This window comes from Achromobacter sp. K91, from assembly GCF_003576205.1.
Taxonomy (GTDB): Bacteria; Pseudomonadota; Gammaproteobacteria; order Burkholderiales; family Burkholderiaceae_B; genus Achromobacter; species Achromobacter aegrifaciens.
This window is the reverse complement of sequence record NZ_QWFB01000030.1, coordinates 383,860-402,180: the sequence shown is the minus strand read 5'-3', so window position 1 is coordinate 402,180 and position 18,321 is coordinate 383,860. Positions and strand designations below refer to the sequence as shown.

The 18,321-nt window shown below is 66.0% G+C and carries 19 protein-coding genes; 11 read left to right on the top strand and 8 right to left on the bottom strand.

Annotated elements, in window-relative coordinates; all coding sequences use genetic code 11:
- Positions 1-10 precede the first annotated feature (10 nt).
- The 3 genes from DXK93_RS13460 to DXK93_RS13450 are packed head-to-tail and all read left to right on the top strand — an operon-like array spanning position 11 to position 2,416.
- A complete protein-coding gene (locus DXK93_RS13460) occupies positions 11-979 on the top strand; it encodes a branched-chain amino acid ABC transporter permease (protein ID WP_054458968.1) in 969 nt (322 codons plus the stop codon).
- Complete coding sequence (locus tag DXK93_RS13455) at positions 972-1,724, top strand: ABC transporter ATP-binding protein (RefSeq protein ID WP_119450289.1); 753 nt, start codon at positions 972-974, stop codon at positions 1,722-1,724. Before DXK93_RS13460 ends, DXK93_RS13455 begins: the two co-directional genes overlap by 8 nt.
- Positions 1,724-2,416: an ABC transporter ATP-binding protein gene (locus DXK93_RS13450; protein ID WP_054458964.1), complete on the top strand. Its 693-nt coding sequence runs from the start codon at positions 1,724-1,726 to the stop codon at positions 2,414-2,416. The genes DXK93_RS13455 and DXK93_RS13450 overlap by 1 nt, the downstream gene beginning before the upstream one ends.
- Here DXK93_RS13450 and DXK93_RS13445 read toward each other — a convergent pair.
- From DXK93_RS13445 to DXK93_RS13420, 6 genes are all read right to left on the bottom strand, one after another.
- Positions 2,413-2,775, bottom strand: coding sequence for a glyoxalase superfamily protein (locus tag DXK93_RS13445; protein ID WP_054458962.1), 363 nt, complete (start codon positions 2,773-2,775; stop codon positions 2,413-2,415). The two genes, DXK93_RS13450 and DXK93_RS13445, sit on opposite strands and share 4 nt — an antisense overlap.
- Before the next feature lie 461 nt (positions 2,776-3,236).
- Positions 3,237-4,253, bottom strand: a complete 1,017-nt coding sequence (locus tag DXK93_RS13440; RefSeq protein ID WP_054458959.1) for a tripartite tricarboxylate transporter substrate binding protein — start codon at positions 4,251-4,253, stop codon at positions 3,237-3,239.
- A gap of 166 nt (positions 4,254-4,419) precedes the next feature.
- On the bottom strand, positions 4,420-5,160 hold the full coding sequence (locus tag DXK93_RS13435; protein ID WP_042795434.1) for an amino acid ABC transporter ATP-binding protein: 741 nt from the start codon (positions 5,158-5,160) through the stop codon (positions 4,420-4,422).
- A gap of 60 nt (positions 5,161-5,220) precedes the next feature.
- Positions 5,221-6,321, bottom strand: a complete 1,101-nt coding sequence (locus DXK93_RS13430) for an amino acid ABC transporter permease (RefSeq protein WP_054458957.1) — start codon at positions 6,319-6,321, stop codon at positions 5,221-5,223.
- A 1-nt stretch (position 6,322) separates the two neighbouring features.
- Positions 6,323-7,513, bottom strand: a complete 1,191-nt coding sequence (locus tag DXK93_RS13425; RefSeq protein WP_054458955.1) for an amino acid ABC transporter permease — start codon at positions 7,511-7,513, stop codon at positions 6,323-6,325.
- Between the two features lie 130 nt (positions 7,514-7,643).
- Positions 7,644-8,660, bottom strand: a complete 1,017-nt coding sequence (locus DXK93_RS13420; RefSeq protein ID WP_054458953.1) for an amino acid ABC transporter substrate-binding protein — start codon at positions 8,658-8,660, stop codon at positions 7,644-7,646.
- A gap of 291 nt (positions 8,661-8,951) precedes the next feature.
- Between DXK93_RS13420 and DXK93_RS13415 the strand changes: the two genes are divergently transcribed.
- The 6 genes from DXK93_RS13415 to DXK93_RS13390 all read left to right on the top strand — a co-directional run bounded on the left by DXK93_RS13415 (position 8,952) and on the right by DXK93_RS13390 (position 14,277).
- Complete coding sequence (locus tag DXK93_RS13415) at positions 8,952-9,710, top strand: cell division ATP-binding protein FtsE (protein ID WP_054458951.1); 759 nt, start codon at positions 8,952-8,954, stop codon at positions 9,708-9,710.
- The gene (locus DXK93_RS13410; protein ID WP_119450288.1) at positions 9,707-10,615 is read left to right on the top strand and encodes an ABC transporter permease; all 909 of its coding nucleotides are present in this window, start codon (positions 9,707-9,709) and stop codon (positions 10,613-10,615) included. Before DXK93_RS13415 ends, DXK93_RS13410 begins: the two co-directional genes overlap by 4 nt.
- Before the next feature lie 287 nt (positions 10,616-10,902).
- The gene (gene cheD / locus DXK93_RS13405) at positions 10,903-11,682 is read left to right on the top strand and encodes a chemoreceptor glutamine deamidase CheD (RefSeq protein WP_119450287.1); all 780 of its coding nucleotides are present in this window, start codon (positions 10,903-10,905) and stop codon (positions 11,680-11,682) included.
- 26 nt (positions 11,683-11,708) lie between these two features.
- The gene (gene thpR / locus DXK93_RS13400) at positions 11,709-12,260 is read left to right on the top strand and encodes an RNA 2',3'-cyclic phosphodiesterase (RefSeq protein ID WP_225590533.1); all 552 of its coding nucleotides are present in this window, start codon (positions 11,709-11,711) and stop codon (positions 12,258-12,260) included.
- Between the two features lie 47 nt (positions 12,261-12,307).
- Complete coding sequence (locus DXK93_RS13395) at positions 12,308-12,868, top strand: 5'-3'-deoxyribonucleotidase (RefSeq protein ID WP_054458946.1); 561 nt, start codon at positions 12,308-12,310, stop codon at positions 12,866-12,868.
- Positions 12,869-12,939: 71 nt separating this feature from the next.
- On the top strand, positions 12,940-14,277 hold the full coding sequence (locus DXK93_RS13390) for an NAD(P)H-dependent oxidoreductase (RefSeq protein ID WP_054458944.1): 1,338 nt from the start codon (positions 12,940-12,942) through the stop codon (positions 14,275-14,277).
- Positions 14,278-14,310: 33 nt separating this feature from the next.
- On the opposite strand, the gene DXK93_RS13385 is transcribed toward DXK93_RS13390, so the two are convergent.
- Both DXK93_RS13385 and DXK93_RS13380 read right to left on the bottom strand, forming a co-directional pair.
- The gene (locus tag DXK93_RS13385) at positions 14,311-15,057 is read right to left on the bottom strand and encodes a FadR/GntR family transcriptional regulator (protein WP_054458942.1); all 747 of its coding nucleotides are present in this window, start codon (positions 15,055-15,057) and stop codon (positions 14,311-14,313) included.
- A 107-nt stretch (positions 15,058-15,164) separates the two neighbouring features.
- Positions 15,165-15,902, bottom strand: a complete 738-nt coding sequence (locus DXK93_RS13380; protein ID WP_013396517.1) for an SDR family NAD(P)-dependent oxidoreductase — start codon at positions 15,900-15,902, stop codon at positions 15,165-15,167.
- A gap of 240 nt (positions 15,903-16,142) precedes the next feature.
- Between DXK93_RS13380 and DXK93_RS13375 the strand changes: the two genes are divergently transcribed.
- Both DXK93_RS13375 and DXK93_RS13370 read left to right on the top strand, forming a co-directional pair.
- Positions 16,143-16,961, top strand: a complete 819-nt coding sequence (locus tag DXK93_RS13375; RefSeq protein WP_119450286.1) for a shikimate dehydrogenase — start codon at positions 16,143-16,145, stop codon at positions 16,959-16,961.
- A gap of 42 nt (positions 16,962-17,003) precedes the next feature.
- Positions 17,004-18,239: a branched-chain amino acid ABC transporter substrate-binding protein gene (locus DXK93_RS13370; RefSeq protein WP_119450285.1), complete on the top strand. Its 1,236-nt coding sequence runs from the start codon at positions 17,004-17,006 to the stop codon at positions 18,237-18,239.
- Positions 18,240-18,321: the final 82 nt, after the last annotated feature.

Below are 18,321 nucleotides of genomic sequence, written 5' to 3'. Positions count from 1 at the left end.
AACGATACCCATGACCAGAAAAACCATCGTCAACACGATTGGACTGCTGCTGTTCGTGCTGGTGCCGGCCATCGCGTCGGCCACGGGCGAGAGCTTCCTGATCAACCTGATGACCCGCTTTCTCATCTACGCCATCGCCGCCGTCAGCCTGGACCTGATCCTGGGCTACGGCGCCATGGTCAGCTTCGGCCATGCCGCCTTCTTCGGGCTGGGCGGCTATGTGATCGGCATCGCGGGCTTTCACCTGAGCCAGGGCGACACACTGTTCGGCTGGAGCGGCAGCAACGCGGCGCTGGTGATGTGGCCGCTGGCCATCGCTGCCGCCGCCCTCGCCGGCCTGGTGGTCGGCTTTCTGTCGCTGCGGACCTCGGGCGTGCAGTTCATCATGATCACGCTGGCCTTTGGACAGATGCTGTACTTCATCCTGGTCGGCCTGATGGTCTACGGCGGCGACGATGGCCTGTCCATCGACACGCGCAACACCCTGCCCGGCCTGGACATGAACAACCCCACCGCCTTCTATTACGTCTGCCTGGCGCTCATGACGGCCTGGATCCTGGCCTGCCGCCGCATCGTCAATTCGCCCTTCGGCATGGCGCTGCAAAGCATCAAGCAGAATCCGCGCCGCAGTATCGGACTGGGCCTGGCACCGCTGCGCTACCGGCTCACCGCCTTCGTGCTGTCGGCCGCGGGCACCGGGCTGGCGGGCGCCCTGTGGGCCAACTACGCGCTCTTCGTCAGCCCCGACATGTCGTCCTGGCAGAAGTCCGGCGAACTCATGGCCATGGTGATCCTGGGCGGCATGGGGTCCATCTTTGGCCCCGTACTGGGCGTGGCCGTGTACCTGGGCCTGGAACAGGTCGCCACCGCCTGGACCGAACACTGGATGCTGATCCTGGGGCCTGTGCTGGTGCTGGTGGTGCTGTTCGGCAAGCGCGGCGTCTATGGCTGGCTGGTGGGAGGCAAGCACCATGACTGATCATCCCAAGCTGGAAATCCGCGACCTGCAGAAATCCTTCGGCGCCGTGCGCGCGACCCAAGGCGTCAACCTGCAGGTCCGGCCCGGCGAACTGCATGCGCTCATCGGCCCCAACGGCGCGGGCAAGACCACGCTGCTGTCGCAGATCAGCGGCGAGATCCTGCCGGACTCGGGCGACATCCTGCTGGATGGCCGCGACATCACCCGCATGCCCGCCCACAAGCGGCCCGCGGCCGGGCTGGCGCGTTCGTTCCAGATCAGCCAGCTCTACCCCGCCTTCAGCGCCGAGGACAACGTCGCCATGGCGGTGCAGGCGCACAGCCCCGGCGGCTTCAACCTGTGGAAGAACGCCCGCCGCCTGCCGCAACTGCGCCAACCCGCCAGAGAGGCGCTGGAACGCGTCGGCCTGGGCGGCCGCGCCCACGTACGGGTTTCGGAACTGGCCCACGGCGAAAAGCGCCAGCTGGAACTGGCGATGGCCTTGTCGCTGGATGCCTCGCTGTTGCTGCTGGACGAGCCCATGGCCGGCATGGGCGCCGAGGAATCCCAACGCATGACCGCCCTGCTGCAGGAGCTGAAGGGCCGCTACGCCATCCTGCTGGTCGAACACGACATGGACGCCGTCTTCGCCCTGGCCGACCGGATCACCGTGCTGGTCTACGGCAAGACCATCTTTACAGGCACGCCGGACGAGGTGCGCCACCATCCCGACGTGCGCGCCGCCTATCTGGGCGAGGAGGACTGATGCTGCAACTCAAGCAACTGCAGGCCGGCTACGGCGCGAGCAAAGTGCTGTTCGGCGTGGACCTGGACATCGCCGCGCGCCAGGTCGTATCCCTGATCGGCCGCAACGGCATGGGCAAGACCACCACCGTCAAGACCATCATGGGCATGCTGCCCGCCCAGGGCGGCAGCATCCTGCTCGACGGCCAACCCATCGCGGGCCAGGCCCCGCACCGCATCGCCCAGCTGGGCATCGGCCTGGTACCCGAAGGCCGCCGCGTCTTCGGCTCGCTGTCGGTGGAAGAAAACCTGATCGCCACCGCCCGCAACACCCGCGCCGGCTGGCACGTCGGCCGCGTCTTCGACCTGTTCCCGCGCCTGAAGGAGCGCCGCGCCCAATCCGCCCGCACGCTGTCCGGCGGCGAACAACAAATGCTCGCCGTTGGCCGCGCCCTCCTCATCAACCCGCGCCTGCTCATCCTGGACGAAGCCACCGAAGGCCTGGCGCCGCTGATCCGCCACGAAATCTGGAACTGCCTGCGCCGCCTGAAGGAAGAAGGCCAGACCATCCTGGTGATAGACAAGAACCTGAAGGAAATGGCGACGCTCGTCGACCGCCACCACGTCCTGGAAAAAGGCCGCGTGGTCTGGCAAGGCAGCCCCGCGGAGCTCGCCGCGCAGCCCGAACTCGCGCAGCGCTACCTGGGCGTCTAGTCGGATGATTCGCAGAAGCTCAACCGATTCCCGAACGGATCGATGACCGCCATCACCCGCCCCCACGGCATCTCTTCCACGCCGGGCCGCATATAGCCATAGCCCTTGGCGTTCACCTCGGCCTGGAACTCGTCCACGCCCCGCATCCGCACGAACACCGCGGATCCGGGCGTGGCATCGCCGTGGTGTTCGCTCAGGTGCAGCGTCAGGTCGCCGCGATGCACTTGCGCATACAGCGGCATGCCCGGCTCGAAGCGATGCTCCCAATCCCATTCGAACCCGAGAAAATCCAGATAGAACTCGCGCGCCTTTTCGACGGAGAAAATACGCAAGATGGGAATGGCAGCTTGCAGATGCATGACGGCCCCAGATCAATAAGCAAGGACGCTCAGCATAGACCACGAACCGCACTGCAAGGCGCGGAGCGCAAGGCGCAAAACGCAAGACGCAAACACACACCATCCCGACGCAAGACACCGCGTAAGCCCCAAAAGGCCGCCCGCGCGGCCGGCCTGGGGCGGGCCCCGCAAGACACGCCACCAAACACAGATGTCGGCAAGAACCAGAAGAACGCCAATCGCCCCAGCTGACGTCAAGTTTCAACCGCCAGAGCCCGTCGCGTCGGCGGCCCGCGGTGTGCGGGGCGTCGATAAGCCCGAGGGAATCTGAAGGAACCGCCGCAGGCGGTGACGAAGATGACGAAGGGGGGGGCCGCCGAGGCAAGTCCGGAGCGAACGCTCCGGACCGCAATCGCAGCCCCGCACACCGCGGGCCGCCGACGCGACGGGCGTCTAAAGAACCACCCGGCGCTAAACAAACATCAATTCAAACTAGCCCCCGAGATCTTCACAATCTCCTGATACTTCGCCTTCTCCCCCTTAACGAACTCAGCAAACGCCTCAGGCGTCATCGGCGCAGCCTCAGACCCCATCGTCAACAAGCGCTGCTTCACATCCGCCTGCTGCATAGCATCGGCATAAGCCTTGTTCAGCTTAGCCACCACCGGCGCCGGCGTGCCGCCCGTCGTGAACACCCCGAACCAGGTCCCCAGGTCAAAGCCCTTGATCCCCGACTCTTCCACCGTAGGCACATCCGCCAGCAGCGAAGAACGCTTGGCAGTCGTCACGGCCAATGCCTTGACCTTGCCGTCCTTGATCAGCGGCGCCGAAGCCGCCAGGTTGTCGAACATGAAATCCGACTGTCCCGACAGCAGCGCCAACTGCGCAGGCGCCGCGCCCTGGTAAGGAATGTGCTCGACATTGATCCCCGCGCGCGCCTTCAGCAGCTCGCCCGACAGATGGCCCGCGCTGCCGTTGCCACCCGAACCGTAGTTCAGCTTGCCCGGATTCTTCTTGGCGTAGTCGATCAGATCGGCCAGCTTCTCGATCTTGTTCTTCTGCGCGAACTCGACGTTCATCACCAGCACATTGGGCACCGAGGCCACGATGGTCACCGGCGCGAAGTCCTTCACCGGGTCATACGGCAGATTGGCGAACAGCCAGGGATTGATGGCGTGGGTCGCGACCGCGCCCATCACCAGCGTGTAGCCGTCGGCCGGCGCCTTGGCCACCAGGTCGGCGCCGATGTTGCCGCCCGCGCCCGAACGGTTCTCCACGATGACCGGTTGGCCCAGCGAGCCGCGCACCTTCTCGGCCAGCATGCGGGCCATGGTGTCCAGCGGGCCGCCAGGCGGGTAAGGCACGACGAAGCGCAGCGGCTTGGTCGGGAAATCGGTGGCCTGGGCCAGCGCCGGGGCGCCGAAAGGCAGGGTGGCGGCCAGCGCCACGGCGCCTTGCAACAGGGCGCGGCGCACAGCGCTGCGGGGGGTCTGCGTCATGATGTTGTTCTCCTCGCTTCGGATCAATAGCGGTCAGTAGCATACCGCAGCGAGGAATAAGGCGTAACAAAGAGATACCAGCAGAACCCCTGGCTGTTCACGCCGCTGCCCCGTCACGGCAACCCGCCGCCCCAAGAAAAAACCGCCCGAAGGCGGTTTTGAAGCATCAGTGCAGGATCTGGCTCAAGAAGAGCTTGGTCCGGTCGTTCTGCGGATTGTCGAAGAACTCGTCCGGGCTGTTCTGCTCGATGATCTCGCCGCGGTCCATGAAGATCACGCGGTTGGCGACCTTGCGCGCGAAGCCCATTTCGTGGGTCACGCAGATCATGGTCATACCGCTTTCCTGCGCCAGGTTGACCATCACGTCCAGCACTTCCTTGACCATTTCCGGGTCCAGCGCCGAGGTCGGCTCATCGAACAGCATGATCTTGGGGCTCATGCACAGCGAACGCGCGATCGCCACACGCTGCTGCTGGCCGCCCGAGAGCTGGCCAGGGAATTTCTTGGCCTGGTCCGGAATGCGCACGCGCTCCAGGTACTTCATGGCCGTGGCCTCGGCTTCCGCGCGCGGCTTCTTCAGCACCCACATGGGCCCCAGCGTCAAGTTTTCCAGCACGGTCAGGTGCGGGAACAGGTTGAAGTGCTGGAACACCATGCCGACGTCCTTGCGGATGGTCTCGATGTGCTTGAGATCGTTGGTGAGCTCCGTGCCGTCCACGATGATGTGGCCCTTCTGGTGCTCTTCCAGGCGGTTGATGCAGCGGATCATGGTGGACTTGCCCGAGCCCGACGGCCCGCACACCACGATGCGCTCACCCGGCGCGACGTCCAGGTTGATGTTGCGCAGCACGTGGAACTGGCCGTACCACTTGTTCACGTCCTGCAATTTGATGATGGCATCAGACATGCCTGTACTCCCGTAAGTATCGCGGTGCGCGTCCGCACGGGGCGGACGCGCTGCAAAGTTCTAGCGTGCGTGTCCCGTGGCCAGGCGTTTTTCCAGCGCCTGGCTGTACTTGGACATGGAGAAGCAGAAGACGAAGTAGATGAGCGAAATGAACAGGTACGCCTCCACCCCGAATCCGCGCCATGCCGCGTCGGACAAGGCCGCCTTGGCCGCCAGCGTCAGGTCGAAGATGCCGATGATCACCACCAGCGAGGTGTCCTTGAACAGCGCGATGAAAATGCTGACCAGCGGCGGGATCACGATCTTCAGCGCCTGCGGCAGGATGATCTTGCGCATCTGCTGCCAGTAGTTCAGGCCCAGCGAATCCGCGCCCTCGTACTGGCCCTTGGGAATCGCCTGCAAGCCGCCGCGCACCGTTTCGGCGATGTACGCCGCCGCGAACATGATGATCGCGATCTGCGCGCGCAGCAGCTTGTCGATGGAGAAGCCTTCGGGCAGGAACAGCGGCAGCATCACCGAGGACATGAACAGCAGGCTGATCAGCGGCACGCCGCGGATCAGCTCGATGTACACGACGCACAGCGCCTTGATGGCAGGCATCTTGGAGCGCCGGCCCAGGGCCAGCAGCACGCCGATGGGGAAGGCGAAGGCGATGCCGAACGTGGACAGGATCAGCGTCAGCGGCAGGCCGCCCCAGCGCGCGTTTTCCACGTAGGTCAGGCCGAACACGCCGCCCCACATCAGGAGCGCCACGGCCGTCAGGCCCACGGTCCAGATGACGGCGAGCTTCCAGTTCCAGAAGCGCCGGATGCCGCTGCAGACGATCACGGCCACCAGGATGATGGTTGCGATCAGCGGACGCCATTGCTCGTCGTAGGGATAGGTGCCGAACAGGATCAGCCGGTGCTTCTCGATGATGAACGCCCAGCAGGCGCCCCCGGAAGCGCGGCACTCCTGCGCGTTGGCCGCGGAGAAGTTCGCCTTGATGAAGGCCCATTCCACCAGCGCCGGCACTGCCATCAGCAGGAACCACGCCAGCAGCACCGTGATGAGGATATTCAGCGGCGAGGAGAACAGGCGCGACTTGATCCAGGCCCAGGCGCCCACCTGGGTGCTGGGCGGCGGCAGGCCTTCGGCGGGGATATGCGAAGTGCTGCTCATATCAACGCTCCACCAGCGCGATGCGCTTGTTGTACCAGTTCATGAATATCGAGATCGACAGGCTGACCGTGAGGTACGCGGCCATGATGATGAGGATGCCCTCGATGGCCTGGCCGGTCTGGTTCAGCGTGGTGTTCACCACCGACACGATGTCGGGGTAGCCGATGGCCACCGCGAGCGAACTGTTCTTGGTCAGGTTCAGGTACTGGCTGGTCATCGGCGGGATGATCACGCGCAGCGCCTGCGGCAGCACCACCAGGCGCAGCACCTGCTTGCGGCGCAGGCCCAGCGAGCCGGCAGCTTCCCACTGCCCGTTGTTGACCGCCTGGATGCCTGAACGCACGACCTCGGCAATGAAGGCCGAGGTGTAGATCACCAGGCCCGCCATCAGGGCGGCGAATTCCGGCGACAAGGTCAGGCCGCCCGAGAAGTTGAAGCCCTTGAGCTCCGGCATGTCCAGGGTCAGCGAAGCGCCGCTGACCAGCCAGCCGATGATGGGAAAGCCGATGAGCAGGCCGATGGCGGCGCGGCCCAGCGGGAACACGCGGCCGGTGGCCTCCTGGCGCTTCTTGCCCCAGTGGCCCAGCAGGATGATCGCCACGATGGCCAGGCCCAGTCCGGCCAGCATCCAGTCCAGCGAATTGCCTTCCAGCCCCGGCACCTTCAAGCCACGGTTGGAGATGAAGACGCCGGGCAGCGGATTGTGCGCCTGGCGCGGACCGGGCATGTTTTCCGTGATCAGCGCGTACCAGAAGAACAGCTGCAGCAGCAGCGGCACGTTGCGCATTATCTCGACATAGACCGAGGTGATCTTGGCGACCAGCCAGTTCTTGGACAGGCGGCCGATGCCGATGAGCGTACCGAGGATGGTCGCCAGCACGATGCCGATGACGGCTACGCGCAGCGTGTTGAGCAGGCCCACCAGGATGGCGCGGCCGTAGGTGTCCGCAGGGGTATAGGCGATGGGCGTTTCGCCGATCGCGAAGCCGGCCTCGCGGTCCAGGAAGCCGAAGCCCGTGGCGATGTTGCGCACGGACAGGTTGTGCAGGGTGTTTGAAACCAGGAACCACACGGCCCAGGCCACCGCGGCCAGCGCCAGGACTTGATAGACCACGGAGCGCACCCCGGGATCGTTCCAGTTCAGACGCCGGGGAGGTGCCGATGCAGGCGCGCTTTTATTGGGAGTATTCATGAGTAAATCTACAGAAGTCGGACACCGGGCGGCGAAGCCGGTAGGGCCGCGCCACCCACTCCTGCCACCCGCCCGAGGGCGGGAGAGGAAAAACGGAGCGCCGGGCTCCGTTTTTCCAGGCAGCCGTGTGTTAGCGCACCGGCCAGCCGTACATCAAGCCACCATTCTTGTAGGAAGCGTTCAAGCCGCGCTCCAGCTTCATCGCGCTGCTCTTGCCCAGCGTGCTTTCGAAGCTTTCGCCGTAGTTGCCCACGTTCTTGATGATGTTGTAGGCCCACTTGTCATCCACGCCCAGGTTCTTGCCCATGCCCGGGGTCACGCCCAGGATGCGCTGGATGTTGGGGTTGGGGCTCTTGGCCATTTCCGCGACGTTGGCCTTGGTGATGCCGTATTCCTCGGCTTCGAGCATGGCGTTGAGCGACCAGCGCACGATGTTGAACCATTGCTCGTCGCCCTGGCGGACCATGGGGCCCAGCGGCTCCTTGGAGAAGTCTTCCGGCAGGATCACGTACTTGTCCGGATTCTCGAGCGTGGTGCGGGTGGAAGCCAGTTGCGACTTGTCGGTGGTGAAGGCGTCGCAGCGGCCGGCCGAGAAGGCGCGGATGATTTCGTCGTACTTGTCGATCACGACCGGCTTGAATTCGATCTTCTGGCCGCGGAACCAGTCAGCCAGGTTCAGTTCGGTGGTGGTGCCGGGCTGCACGCAGATGGTGGCGCCGTTGAGTTCCTTGGCGCTCTTGACGTTCAGGTCCTTGGAGACCATGACGCCCTGGCTGTCGTAGTAGTTCACGCCCACGCCGATCAGGCCCAGCGTGGTGTCGCGCGTCAGCGTGACGGTGGTGTTGCGGGTGAGGACGTCGACTTCGCCGGACTGCAGCGCGGTGAAGCGTTGCTGCGTGTTCAGCGGGGTGAACTTGACCTTGGTGGCGTCGCCGAACATGGTCGAGGCGATGGCGCGGCACAGGTCCACGTCGATGCCCTTGTATTCGCCCTTGCTGTCAGCGATGGAGAACCCCGGGATGCCCGTCGAAACCCCGCACTGGACAAACCCTTTTTTCTTGACGTTATCGAAGGTTGCGCCCGCATTGGCAGCCGCGGATGCAGCGAACAAAGCGGCGCCGATCGCAGCGAGTTTCAGTACTTTCATCGTGTTCTCCGTGTGGGATAAAGCGAAGTCGCAACGCAGGCCGGGTTGGGCCGACGTATGGGGCGGATGGTAGCGTCCGCGCCGCTCGCGGCGCATCCGGGAATTCCCTTGAAATATAGGGACACTGGGTGAAATGAAACGCTGTTTCCTGTCGAAAATGGGGGCACTGTTTGAGCCAGGACAAACGCGCCCGGACGCCTTGCGCGCAAATATTTGTCCGCGCATCGTCCAGGCGGTTTAGGCCACCTTAGTGTCCCCGAGTTACTATTGCGGCTTCATCTGACAGCCGCCATGATCGAATTCCAGCACGTATTCAAATCATATGGTCGCGGCCGCAATATCCTGGCCGACATCAACTTCCGCGTGAGCGCGGGAGAGTTCGTTTTCGTATCCGGGCCGTCCGGCGCGGGCAAGTCCACCTTGCTCAAGCTGATCGGCGGACTGGAGCCCGCCAGCCGGGGGTCGATCCAGGTCAACGGCCAGCGGCTGGACAAGCTGCCCGCCCGCGCCCGGCCGTACCTGCGCCGCGCCGTGGGCGTGATCCTGCAGGACACGCACCTGCTGTTCGATCGCAGCGCGTTCGAAAATGTCATGCTGCCGCTGGCGGTCACGGGCCACGCCTGGGACTCGGCCGCGGCGCGCGCCCGCGCCGCCCTGGACAAGGTGGGGCTGTCCGGCAAGGAAGACCTGAATCCGATCGAACTGTCCGGCGGCGAACAGCAGCGCCTGGCGATCGCGCGGGCCATCGTGAACCGGCCCGCCATCCTGATCGCCGACGAACCCACCGCCAACCTCGACCACGACAACGCGCAGCGCATCATGAATGTGTTCCGCGACTTCAACCGCGTCGGCGTGACCACGCTGATCGCCTCGCACGACCAGGACCTCATGGCGCGCTACGCCACCCGCACCTTGCGCATCGACCCGGGCAAGTTCGCCGACTCCCAGGGTTCCGCAACGCCGCAGCCTGAGGCCGGCGCGGGACAATCCGGCATTGGACAACAGCCGGGCGCCGCGTCCGGCCGCGCCTATCCGGGAGAGTCCGCATGAACGCCTGGCTGCGGCAACACCGCTACGCGCTGCTGGTCACCCTGCGCCGGCTGGTCAAGCAACCGTTCTCCTCCCTGGCCAACCTGCTGGTCATGGCCCTGGCGCTGGCCCTGCCCCTGTTGGGCAGTGCCATCCTCGTCTCGGTCCAGCCGGTGGCGCGCCAGATGTCGGTCACCCCCGAAGTCACCGTCTTCATGCGCGTGGACGCCCCCTCGGGCGCCGCCGCGGACGTGGCCAAACGGATCCAGGACGAATTCAAGAACGACGTTCGCGCCGTGCGCGTGGTGGGCCGCGAGGACGCCTTGGCGGATCTGCGCGCCAACCCGGCCTGGCAGCAGGCGCTGGCCGTGCTGCCGGGCAACCCGCTGCCGGACGCAGTGGTGGTGACGCTGGCCGATGGCGACAACCTCGCCGGCCGGGCAGACAAGCTGGCCGCCTCCTGGAAACAATGGAACCACGTCGACCTGGTGCAGCTGGACAGCGCCTGGGTGCAGCGCCTGGAGGCGATCCTGCGCTTTGCCCGCATCGGCCTGGCCTTCCTGGCCGCCTGCGTGGCGGTGGTGGTGCTGGCGACGGTCTTCAATACCGTGCGCATGCAGGCGCTGTCGCAACGCGAGGAAATCGGCGTGGCGCGGCTGGTGGGCGCCACCGAATCCTTCGTGCGCCGCCCCTTCCTCTACCTGGGCGCGCTATCGGGCGCGGTGGCCTCGCTTCTGGCCATCGGCGTGGCGGCGGTCGCGCTGTCGCCACTGAACGACGCCCTGGTGGGGCTGGCCCGCAGCTACGGGGCCGAATTCGCCCTGCACCTTCCGGGCCCGTCCGTGCTGATCGGCGCGGTGGTGGCTTCGGCCGCCCTGGGCGCCCTGTCGGCCCGCTGGTCGGTCACCCGCAGCACGCGCTTCTGACGCGCAGCGCCTAAAGCTCCGTATAAAGCCCCTTCTTCCCCGTGATCCGGGGAACGACTTCCGCCCGCCTGTGTAGGATGCTTGCATGCCTGCCTGCGGGCGTCTTCGGCTTTGGGCCGGGCTGCAAAAACAGGACACATTACTGCGCCCGTTACATAGCAATTCACCCGCTGGAAGCTTGAGTATGCAAGAATAAAGCGACATTTTCTTACATACTTTGATACATTTCTGTTCTCGAGCTGCCACCTTCGTGTCCCAATCGTTGTACTTGCCCTTAATCGAGTCCCATGGCCGCCCGTCTTGAAGCCCGTGCGACGCGCCACTATTTCGACAGCGCGTTCCAGTGTCAGGCGGTGAAAGTACTGCCCAACGAGTACTACGTCACCAACGAAGACCTGATGATCTCGACCGTCCTGGGGTCTTGCGTCGCCGCCTGTATCCACGACCCGATCACGGGCGTGGGCGGCATGAACCATTTCATGTTGCCTGAGGGCGACATGCAGTCGCCCGCCTCGGCCACCATGCGCTATGGCGCCTTCGCCATGGAAGTGCTGATCAACGAACTGCTGAAGGCCGGCGCGGCGCGCGACCGGCTTGAAGCCAAGGTATTCGGCGGCGGCGCCGTGCTGTCCGCCATGCAGCAGATGAACATCGGCGAACGCAACGGCCAGTTCGTGCTGAACTATCTCAGAACCGAAGGCATCCCCGTCAAGGCGCAAGACCTGGGCGACGTGCACGCGCGCCGCATCAACTACTTCCCGCGCGACGGCCGGGTGATGGTCCGCAAGATGGCGCCGCATCATCAGCGCGCCGAGGAAATCATCGCCAAGCGCGAACAGGCGGCCGCCCAGAGCGTGCAGGCCAAGACCGAAACCCCGCAGCGCGTCGAGCGCTTCACCCGTCCCGGCGTGGAGCGTTTCGACCGCCCGGCCCGTCCCGGCGTGGAACGCTTCGACCGTCCAGCCCGCCCAGGCGTGGAACGCTTCGACCGTCCAGCCCGCCCAGGCGTGGAACGTTTCGACACCGCCCTGACCCGCCGGCGCCGCACCGAAACCACAAGCGACTGAAGGGCCGCGCACGCGCATTGCGCCGCATGCGCCCCTACAATCAGCGCATGTCCACCGTCCGCCTGTTCTACGCCTTGTGGCCCGCCCCCTCGCTGGCCGCCCAGCTCGCGACCTGGGCAGAGCAGGCTCGGCCCAGCTGCGGCGGGCGCGCCATGCGCACGGAAACCCTGCACCTGACCCTGGCCTTCCTTGGGCCGGTGGACGCGGCGCTTGCCGATGAGCTGGCCGCGGCGACACCTGAACGCCGCCTCGCCCCCGAGGACATCATGCTGGACCGCTACGGCGTCTTCGGTCGCCAGCGCATCCTGTGGGCCGGTCCCGGCGACACGCCCGAAGGCCTGCAGGCCGCCCACGATGATCTGTGGCTATGGCTGTCGGGTTTTGGCCTGGCCGCGCCGCCGCAGCCCTTCCGCCCGCACGTCACCCTGCTGCGCAACATCGAGCACTCCAGTCCGCCAGCCGAAGCGCCCGCCCCCCTGCCCTGGCGCTACGACCGCATGGTGCTGGTCGCCTCCGAATCGCAATCGGGCGGCAGCCGCTACCGCATCGTGGCGCAGTCCCGGCCGCAAGACTCCTGACGTTCCGCTCTGGCACAATCAGCCGGTTGCCATCACCCGGGACCGCCATGATCATCCTGCTGGACCAAGACGGCGTGCTCGCCGATTTCGAACACGCCTTCATCGACGCCTGGCGCGCGCGCCATCCGGACATCCCGCCGGTAGCGTTCGAGGACCGCAAGTCTTTCTACATCCGCCAGGATTACGCCCCCGAGCTGCGCGGCATGGCCGAGGCCATCTACACGGCGCCCGGCTTCATCCGCGACCTGCCGCCGGTGCCCGGCGCGCTGGACGCCATAAAGGAACTGCTGGCGCTGGGCATGGACGTGCGCATCTGCTCCTCGCCCCTGTCGCAGTTCGAGAACTGCGTGGCGGAGAAGTACCTGTGGGTGGAAAAACACCTGGGCCGCGAAGCGACCAACCGGCTGATCCTGACCAAGGACAAGACCCTGGTGCACGGCCACCTGCTGATCGACGACAAGCCCCTGATCGAAGGCGCGGTCAAGCCGCGCTGGAAGCACATCCTGTTCGACGCCCCCTACAACCGCGAGGTGTCGGACCGCCCCCGCATCAGCTGGCAGAACTGGCGCAACGTGCTGGCCGGAGAGCTGTATACGGCAGACGAGTGAGTCCTGTTCAGTAGCCGCGATTTGGGACTATTCTGTGTTGCAGTACCCCCCACCCCGGAGGAGCCCGCGCCATGAATCTGTACCGCCTGCTGAAGCAGCGAGAAGCCGATCACAAGCCCTTGCGTGTTGCCTTGCTGGGCGCCGGAAAGTTCGGCGCGATGTTCATGAGCCAAGCCCCGCGCACGCCGGGAATGAGGCTGGTCGCCGTGGCCGATCTGGCGCCCGACCGGGCCCGCGCGGCGCTAACCCGGGTGGGCTGGCCCGCCAGCGCGCTCAACGCCAGCAGCACCAATGATGCGCTGAAGAACGGCAAGGTCTACTTCAGCGACGATCCCCACGCCGTGATCGCCAGTCCCGATGTCGATATCGTCATCGACGCCACCGGCCAGGCCGCCGCCGGCATCAGCCACGTGCTGGCCTGCTGCGAATACGGCAAGCACATCATCATGGTCAACGTCGAGGCCGACGCGCTGGCCGGCCCCCTGCTGGCGCGGCGCGCGCGCGAGGCCGGCATCGTCTATTCGCTGGCCTACGGCGACCAGCCGGCCCTGATCTGCGAAATGGTGGACTGGGCCCGCGCCAGCGGCTTCGAGGTCATGGCCGCGGGCAAGGGCACCAAGTATCTGCCGGAATTCCATACCTCCACGCCGGACACCGTCTGGCCCTATTACGGCTTCACCGCCGAGATGGTAGCGGCGGGCGACTTCAACGCGCAGATGTTCAACAGTTTCCTGGACGGCACCAAGAGCGCGATCGAAATGGCCGCGGTGTCCAACGCCACGGGCTTGCTGCCCTCGCCATCCGGCCTGCACTTCCCGCCCTGCGGCGTGGACGATCTGGCGCGCGTGCTGCGGCCGCGCGAAAGCGGCGGCATCCTGCACCATCGCGGCCAGGTCGAGGTGATTTCCTCGCTGGAGCGCGACGGCCGCCCGGTGTTCCGCGACCTGCGCTGGGGCGTGTACGTGACCCTGGCCGCCGACAGCGACTACGTGCGCCGCTGCTTCAAGGAATACGGCCTGGTCACGGACCCCAGCGGCAACTACACCGCCATGTACAAGCCCTATCACCTGATCGGCCTGGAGCTGGGCATCAGCGTGGCCAGCGTGGGCTTGCGCCGCGAACCCACCGGCGCGCCCGCGGGCTGGCATGGCGACGTCGTCGCCACCGCCAAGCGCGACCTGCCGGCCGGCCAGATCCTGGACGGCGAAGGCGGCTACACGGTGTACGGCCGGCTGATGCCGGCGCGCGATTCGGTGGACGAGGGCTATCTGCCGCTGGGCCTGTCGCACCAGGTCAAGTTGAAGAACCCGGTGCGCCAATCGCAGGCGATCCGCTGGGCCGACGTGGAGTACGACGAAAGGTCCACGGCCGTGCAGTTCCGCCGCGAAATGGAACAGACCTTCGCCTAGGACTCACCCGCGCGGCAGGCTGTCCCCGGCGCCCTAGACCGGCGCCGGCCGCTCCGCCTGGAACAGCCGCAAGCGGTCCGCGGCGTTGCGCAGGTGCTGGTCGGCGGCGCGTCCGGCGGCGTCCGGATCGCCTGCGTCGATGGCCGCGAAGATCGCCTGATGCTCGCTCTGCACCGCGGCCATGCGTTCGGTGTACATGCGCGCCGTATTGTTGCGCGCGCTGCGGATGACCCGGCGCACATTGGCTTCCAGGTAATCGTTCAGGGCTACCAGGTGCGGATTATGGGTCGCCTGCACGATGGCATGGTGGAACTGGTAGTCCTCTTCGTCGCCCAGCTTGTCGTTGAGCAGCGCGTATTCCATGCCCACCAGCGCCTGGCGCATCTTCTTCAGATCCGCGTCGGTGCGGCGCTGCGCAGCGTAGCGCGCGGCGGTGACTTCGATGGACAGCATCAGCTCCAGGATATGTTCCAGTTCCTGGTTGTCGCCCGGCGTGGGCGCGGCGATGCGGAACGCGTTCTTCTGGAAGTTCGGATCGACGAACACTCCGCTGCCTTGCTGCGACGTGATCAGGCCTTCGGACTTCAGGCGCGCCAGCGCTTCGCGCACGACGGCGCGGCTGACGGAATAGGTTTCCGTCAGCTGCTTTTCCGTGGGCAGGCGATCGCCGGGTGCGAGCGTCCCCTGGCGGATCTGCTCCGCCAACGCGTCGCCCAGCGCCGCCGAAAGCGAACTCTTGGGCGCGGCGCGCGGCGGATCCTGTTCTTGGTTGGGCTGCATGGTCGAATGGTGGAAACTTGCGGGCGGCGCGCAGACGCGCCGCCTCTTGTTTATGGGAATGCCTGGCGGACCGGACGCGGCATGGGCAGGCGCGCCATCCTGGGACTTTACGCGATATAGATGCCGCCGTTGACCTGCATGACCTCGCCGGTGACGAAACCGGCCAGCGGCGAGCACAGGAACGCGATGGAGCCGGCGATTTCCTCCGCCGTGCCGTAGCGGCGCAGCGGCGTGCTTTCCAGCAGCTGCGCGCCCTTCTGTCCGATCAAGTCCTGCGTCATGGAAGTGGCGATGATGCCCGGCGCGACCGCGTTCACGCGGATCTGCGGCGCCAGCTCCAGCGCCAGGCTGCGCGTGAAGCTCTGCACCGCGCCCTTGGAAGCCGAATAGGCCGCATGCGCATAGCTGCCGCGCTGGGCCGCCAGCGAGGTCAGCAACACGATGGAGCCGTCGTGGCGCAAATGGCGCTGGGCGGCGCGGCATACATAGAAGGTGCCGTCCAGGTTCACGCGCATCAGCGTGCGCCAGGCCTCGTCGCTGGTGTCCTTGACCAGTTGCTCCGGATAGATGCCGGCGCAATGCACCAGGTGGTCCAGCCCGCCGAAATGCTTGGCCGCCGCCTCGAACACGCGTTCGCAGTCGGCCGACGCCGACACGTCCAGCGCCCGCGTGTAGACGCGCTGCCCGCTGGGGTCCAGCTCGGCCGCCACCTCTTCCAGGCGCGCGTTATCGATGTCGGTCAGCACCAGCCGCGCGCCATGCGCCGCCATCAGCCGCGCCGTCGCCAGGCCGATGCCATTGCCCGCGCCGGTGATGGCGGCAACCTTTCCTTCGAACGAAATCATTCTGTCTCCTGTAGCACGCTCGTACGCGGGCTGAGCGCCTTTCCGGCGGTCCCTGGAATTCCGATTGGACTCCCGAAACCGCCGCTTGACACGGGAAAAACGCTTGCCCTATGATTTATCGGACAACTTAATAAAATTGCCTGACAACTTATTCCGAAAGCGTAAAGCAACTGGCGCTTTCAGGCAAGAGAGTCGGGAACGACACGGCGGCAAGCCGCTACCCAGGCAGGGGACAAACAGGTGGAAATCACCGGCAGCACTACCGTTTTCGCGATCGCGGCGGACCCGATCGCGCACGTCAAGACGCCCCAGCGGCTCAACGCCCTGTTGCGCGAGCGCGGCGTGGACGCGGTCATGGTCCCGTTCCATGTGGCCCCCGACGCCCTGCCCGGCCTGTTCGCCGGCATCCGCGGGCTGGCCAATCTGGGCGGCATCGTGGTGACGGTGCCCCACAAGGAAAATGCCGCCGCCCTGTGCGACGCGCTGACGCCCTCGGCCCAGCTAAGCGGCGCGGTCAACGCGGTGCGCCTGCGCGACGGCGTGCTCACCGGCGGCAACTTCGACGGACTGGGTTTCGTCGCCGGCTTGCGCAGCCAGGGCCATGATCCGGCCGGCCGCCACGTCTACCTGGCCGGCCTGGGCGGCGCGGGCAAGGCCATCGCCTGTGCCGTGGCCGACGCCGGCCCCGCCAGCCTGCGCCTGTACAACCGCAGCGCCGACAAGGCGCTCTCCTTCGCCGCTCATCTGAGCCGCCAATATCCCGGCCTGGCCATCAGCGTGGCCAGCGCCGCGCCCCAGGCTTGCGACATCGCCATCAACGCGACCTCGCTGGGCCTGAACGACACCGATCCCCTGCCCTTCCAGCTGGACGCGCTTGCCGCCGGCACCGTCGTAGCCGACGCCGTCATGAGCCGCGTCGACACGCCCCTGCTGCGCGCCGCCGCCGCGCGCGGCTGCCGCACGCATCCGGGCCTGTACATGCTGGAAGGACAGATTGCCGAAATTGCCCGCTTCCTGGGCATAGAAGAGCCGCGCAAGCCCGCCCGCGCGCTTGCCTGATCAACAGATTCACCACACTCCCGTCCCACGGAGGAGACACGCATGAAATTGGCTTTCACCACTGGCCTGCTGTGCCTGGCCGGCATCGCCGCATCGGCCCAGGCCGCGCCCGTCAAGATCGGCCTGATCGAGACGCTGTCCGGCCCGCAGGCCTCGACCGGCCTGATGTTCCGCGCCGCGGTCAAGTATGAGCTGGACCGCATCAACGCCGCCGGCGGCTGGAACGGCCAGCCGCTGGAACTGGTCGAGTTCGACAACCAGGGCGGCCCGGTGGGCGCGTCCGACCGCTTCCGCGCGGCCGCGGCCGAAGGCGTGCAGATCCTGGTGCAAGGGTCCTCGTCGGCCATTTCGGGCCAGCTGACCGAAGACGTGCGCAAGCACAACCTGCGCAACCCGGGCAAGGAAGTCGTGTTCCTGAACGTGGGCGGCGAGGCGCTGGAACTGACCGGCCAGAAGTGCCACTTCTACCACTTCCGCTTCACCACCAACGCCGACCTGCGCGTGAAGGCGCTGGCCTCGGTCATGTCGGCCGACGGCACGCTGGGCAAGCGCGTGTACGCCATCAACCAGAACTACTCCTGGGGCCAGGACATGGAAGGCGCCACCGAGCGCTTTGCCAAGCAGTATGGCTATGAAGTGGTCGGCAAGACGCTGCACGAAGTCAACAAGATCCAGGACTTCGCACCCTACGTGGCGCGCATCCGCTCGGCCACGCCCGACACCGTGATCACGGGCAACTGGTCCAACGACCTGCTGCTCTTGATGAAGGCCACGCAGGCCGCCGGCCTGAAGGTCCGTTTCGCCACCGTGTTCCTGGACCAGGTGGGCAACCTGGCCAATGCCGGCGAAGTCGCGCTGGGCCACTATATCGCCCATCCGTACAACATCGAGGCCGCGGGCGAGGAAGGCGCCAAGTTCGCCGAGGACTACAAGGCCAAGACGGGCCACTACCCCAGCTATACCGAGCCGCAGACCGTGATCGGCATCCGCTTCCTGGGCGAAGCGCTCAAGCAGGTGAAGCCGCAAGACGGCAAGCTGTCCGTGCCGCAACTGGCCGGCGCGCTGGAGAAGGTCACCTACACCTCGTCGCTGGGCACCTACACGATGCGCGCGGAAGACCACCAGGTGCAGTTGCCGATGGTGGTGTCCAAGGTCGGCAAGAACGCCAAGTACAAGGCCGACGGCACCGACATGGGCTTCGAGCCGGTCAAGGTGCTGGCCGCGGCCGTTGTATCGGCGCCGCCGCAAGCCACTTGCAAGATGCAGCGGCCGAACTGATGGGTTGCAAGCGCGTCCGTCGCCAGCTTGCGCATGGCGCCACGGACGCGCTTGCCCATCCATTCGTCGCAGATCAATAAGC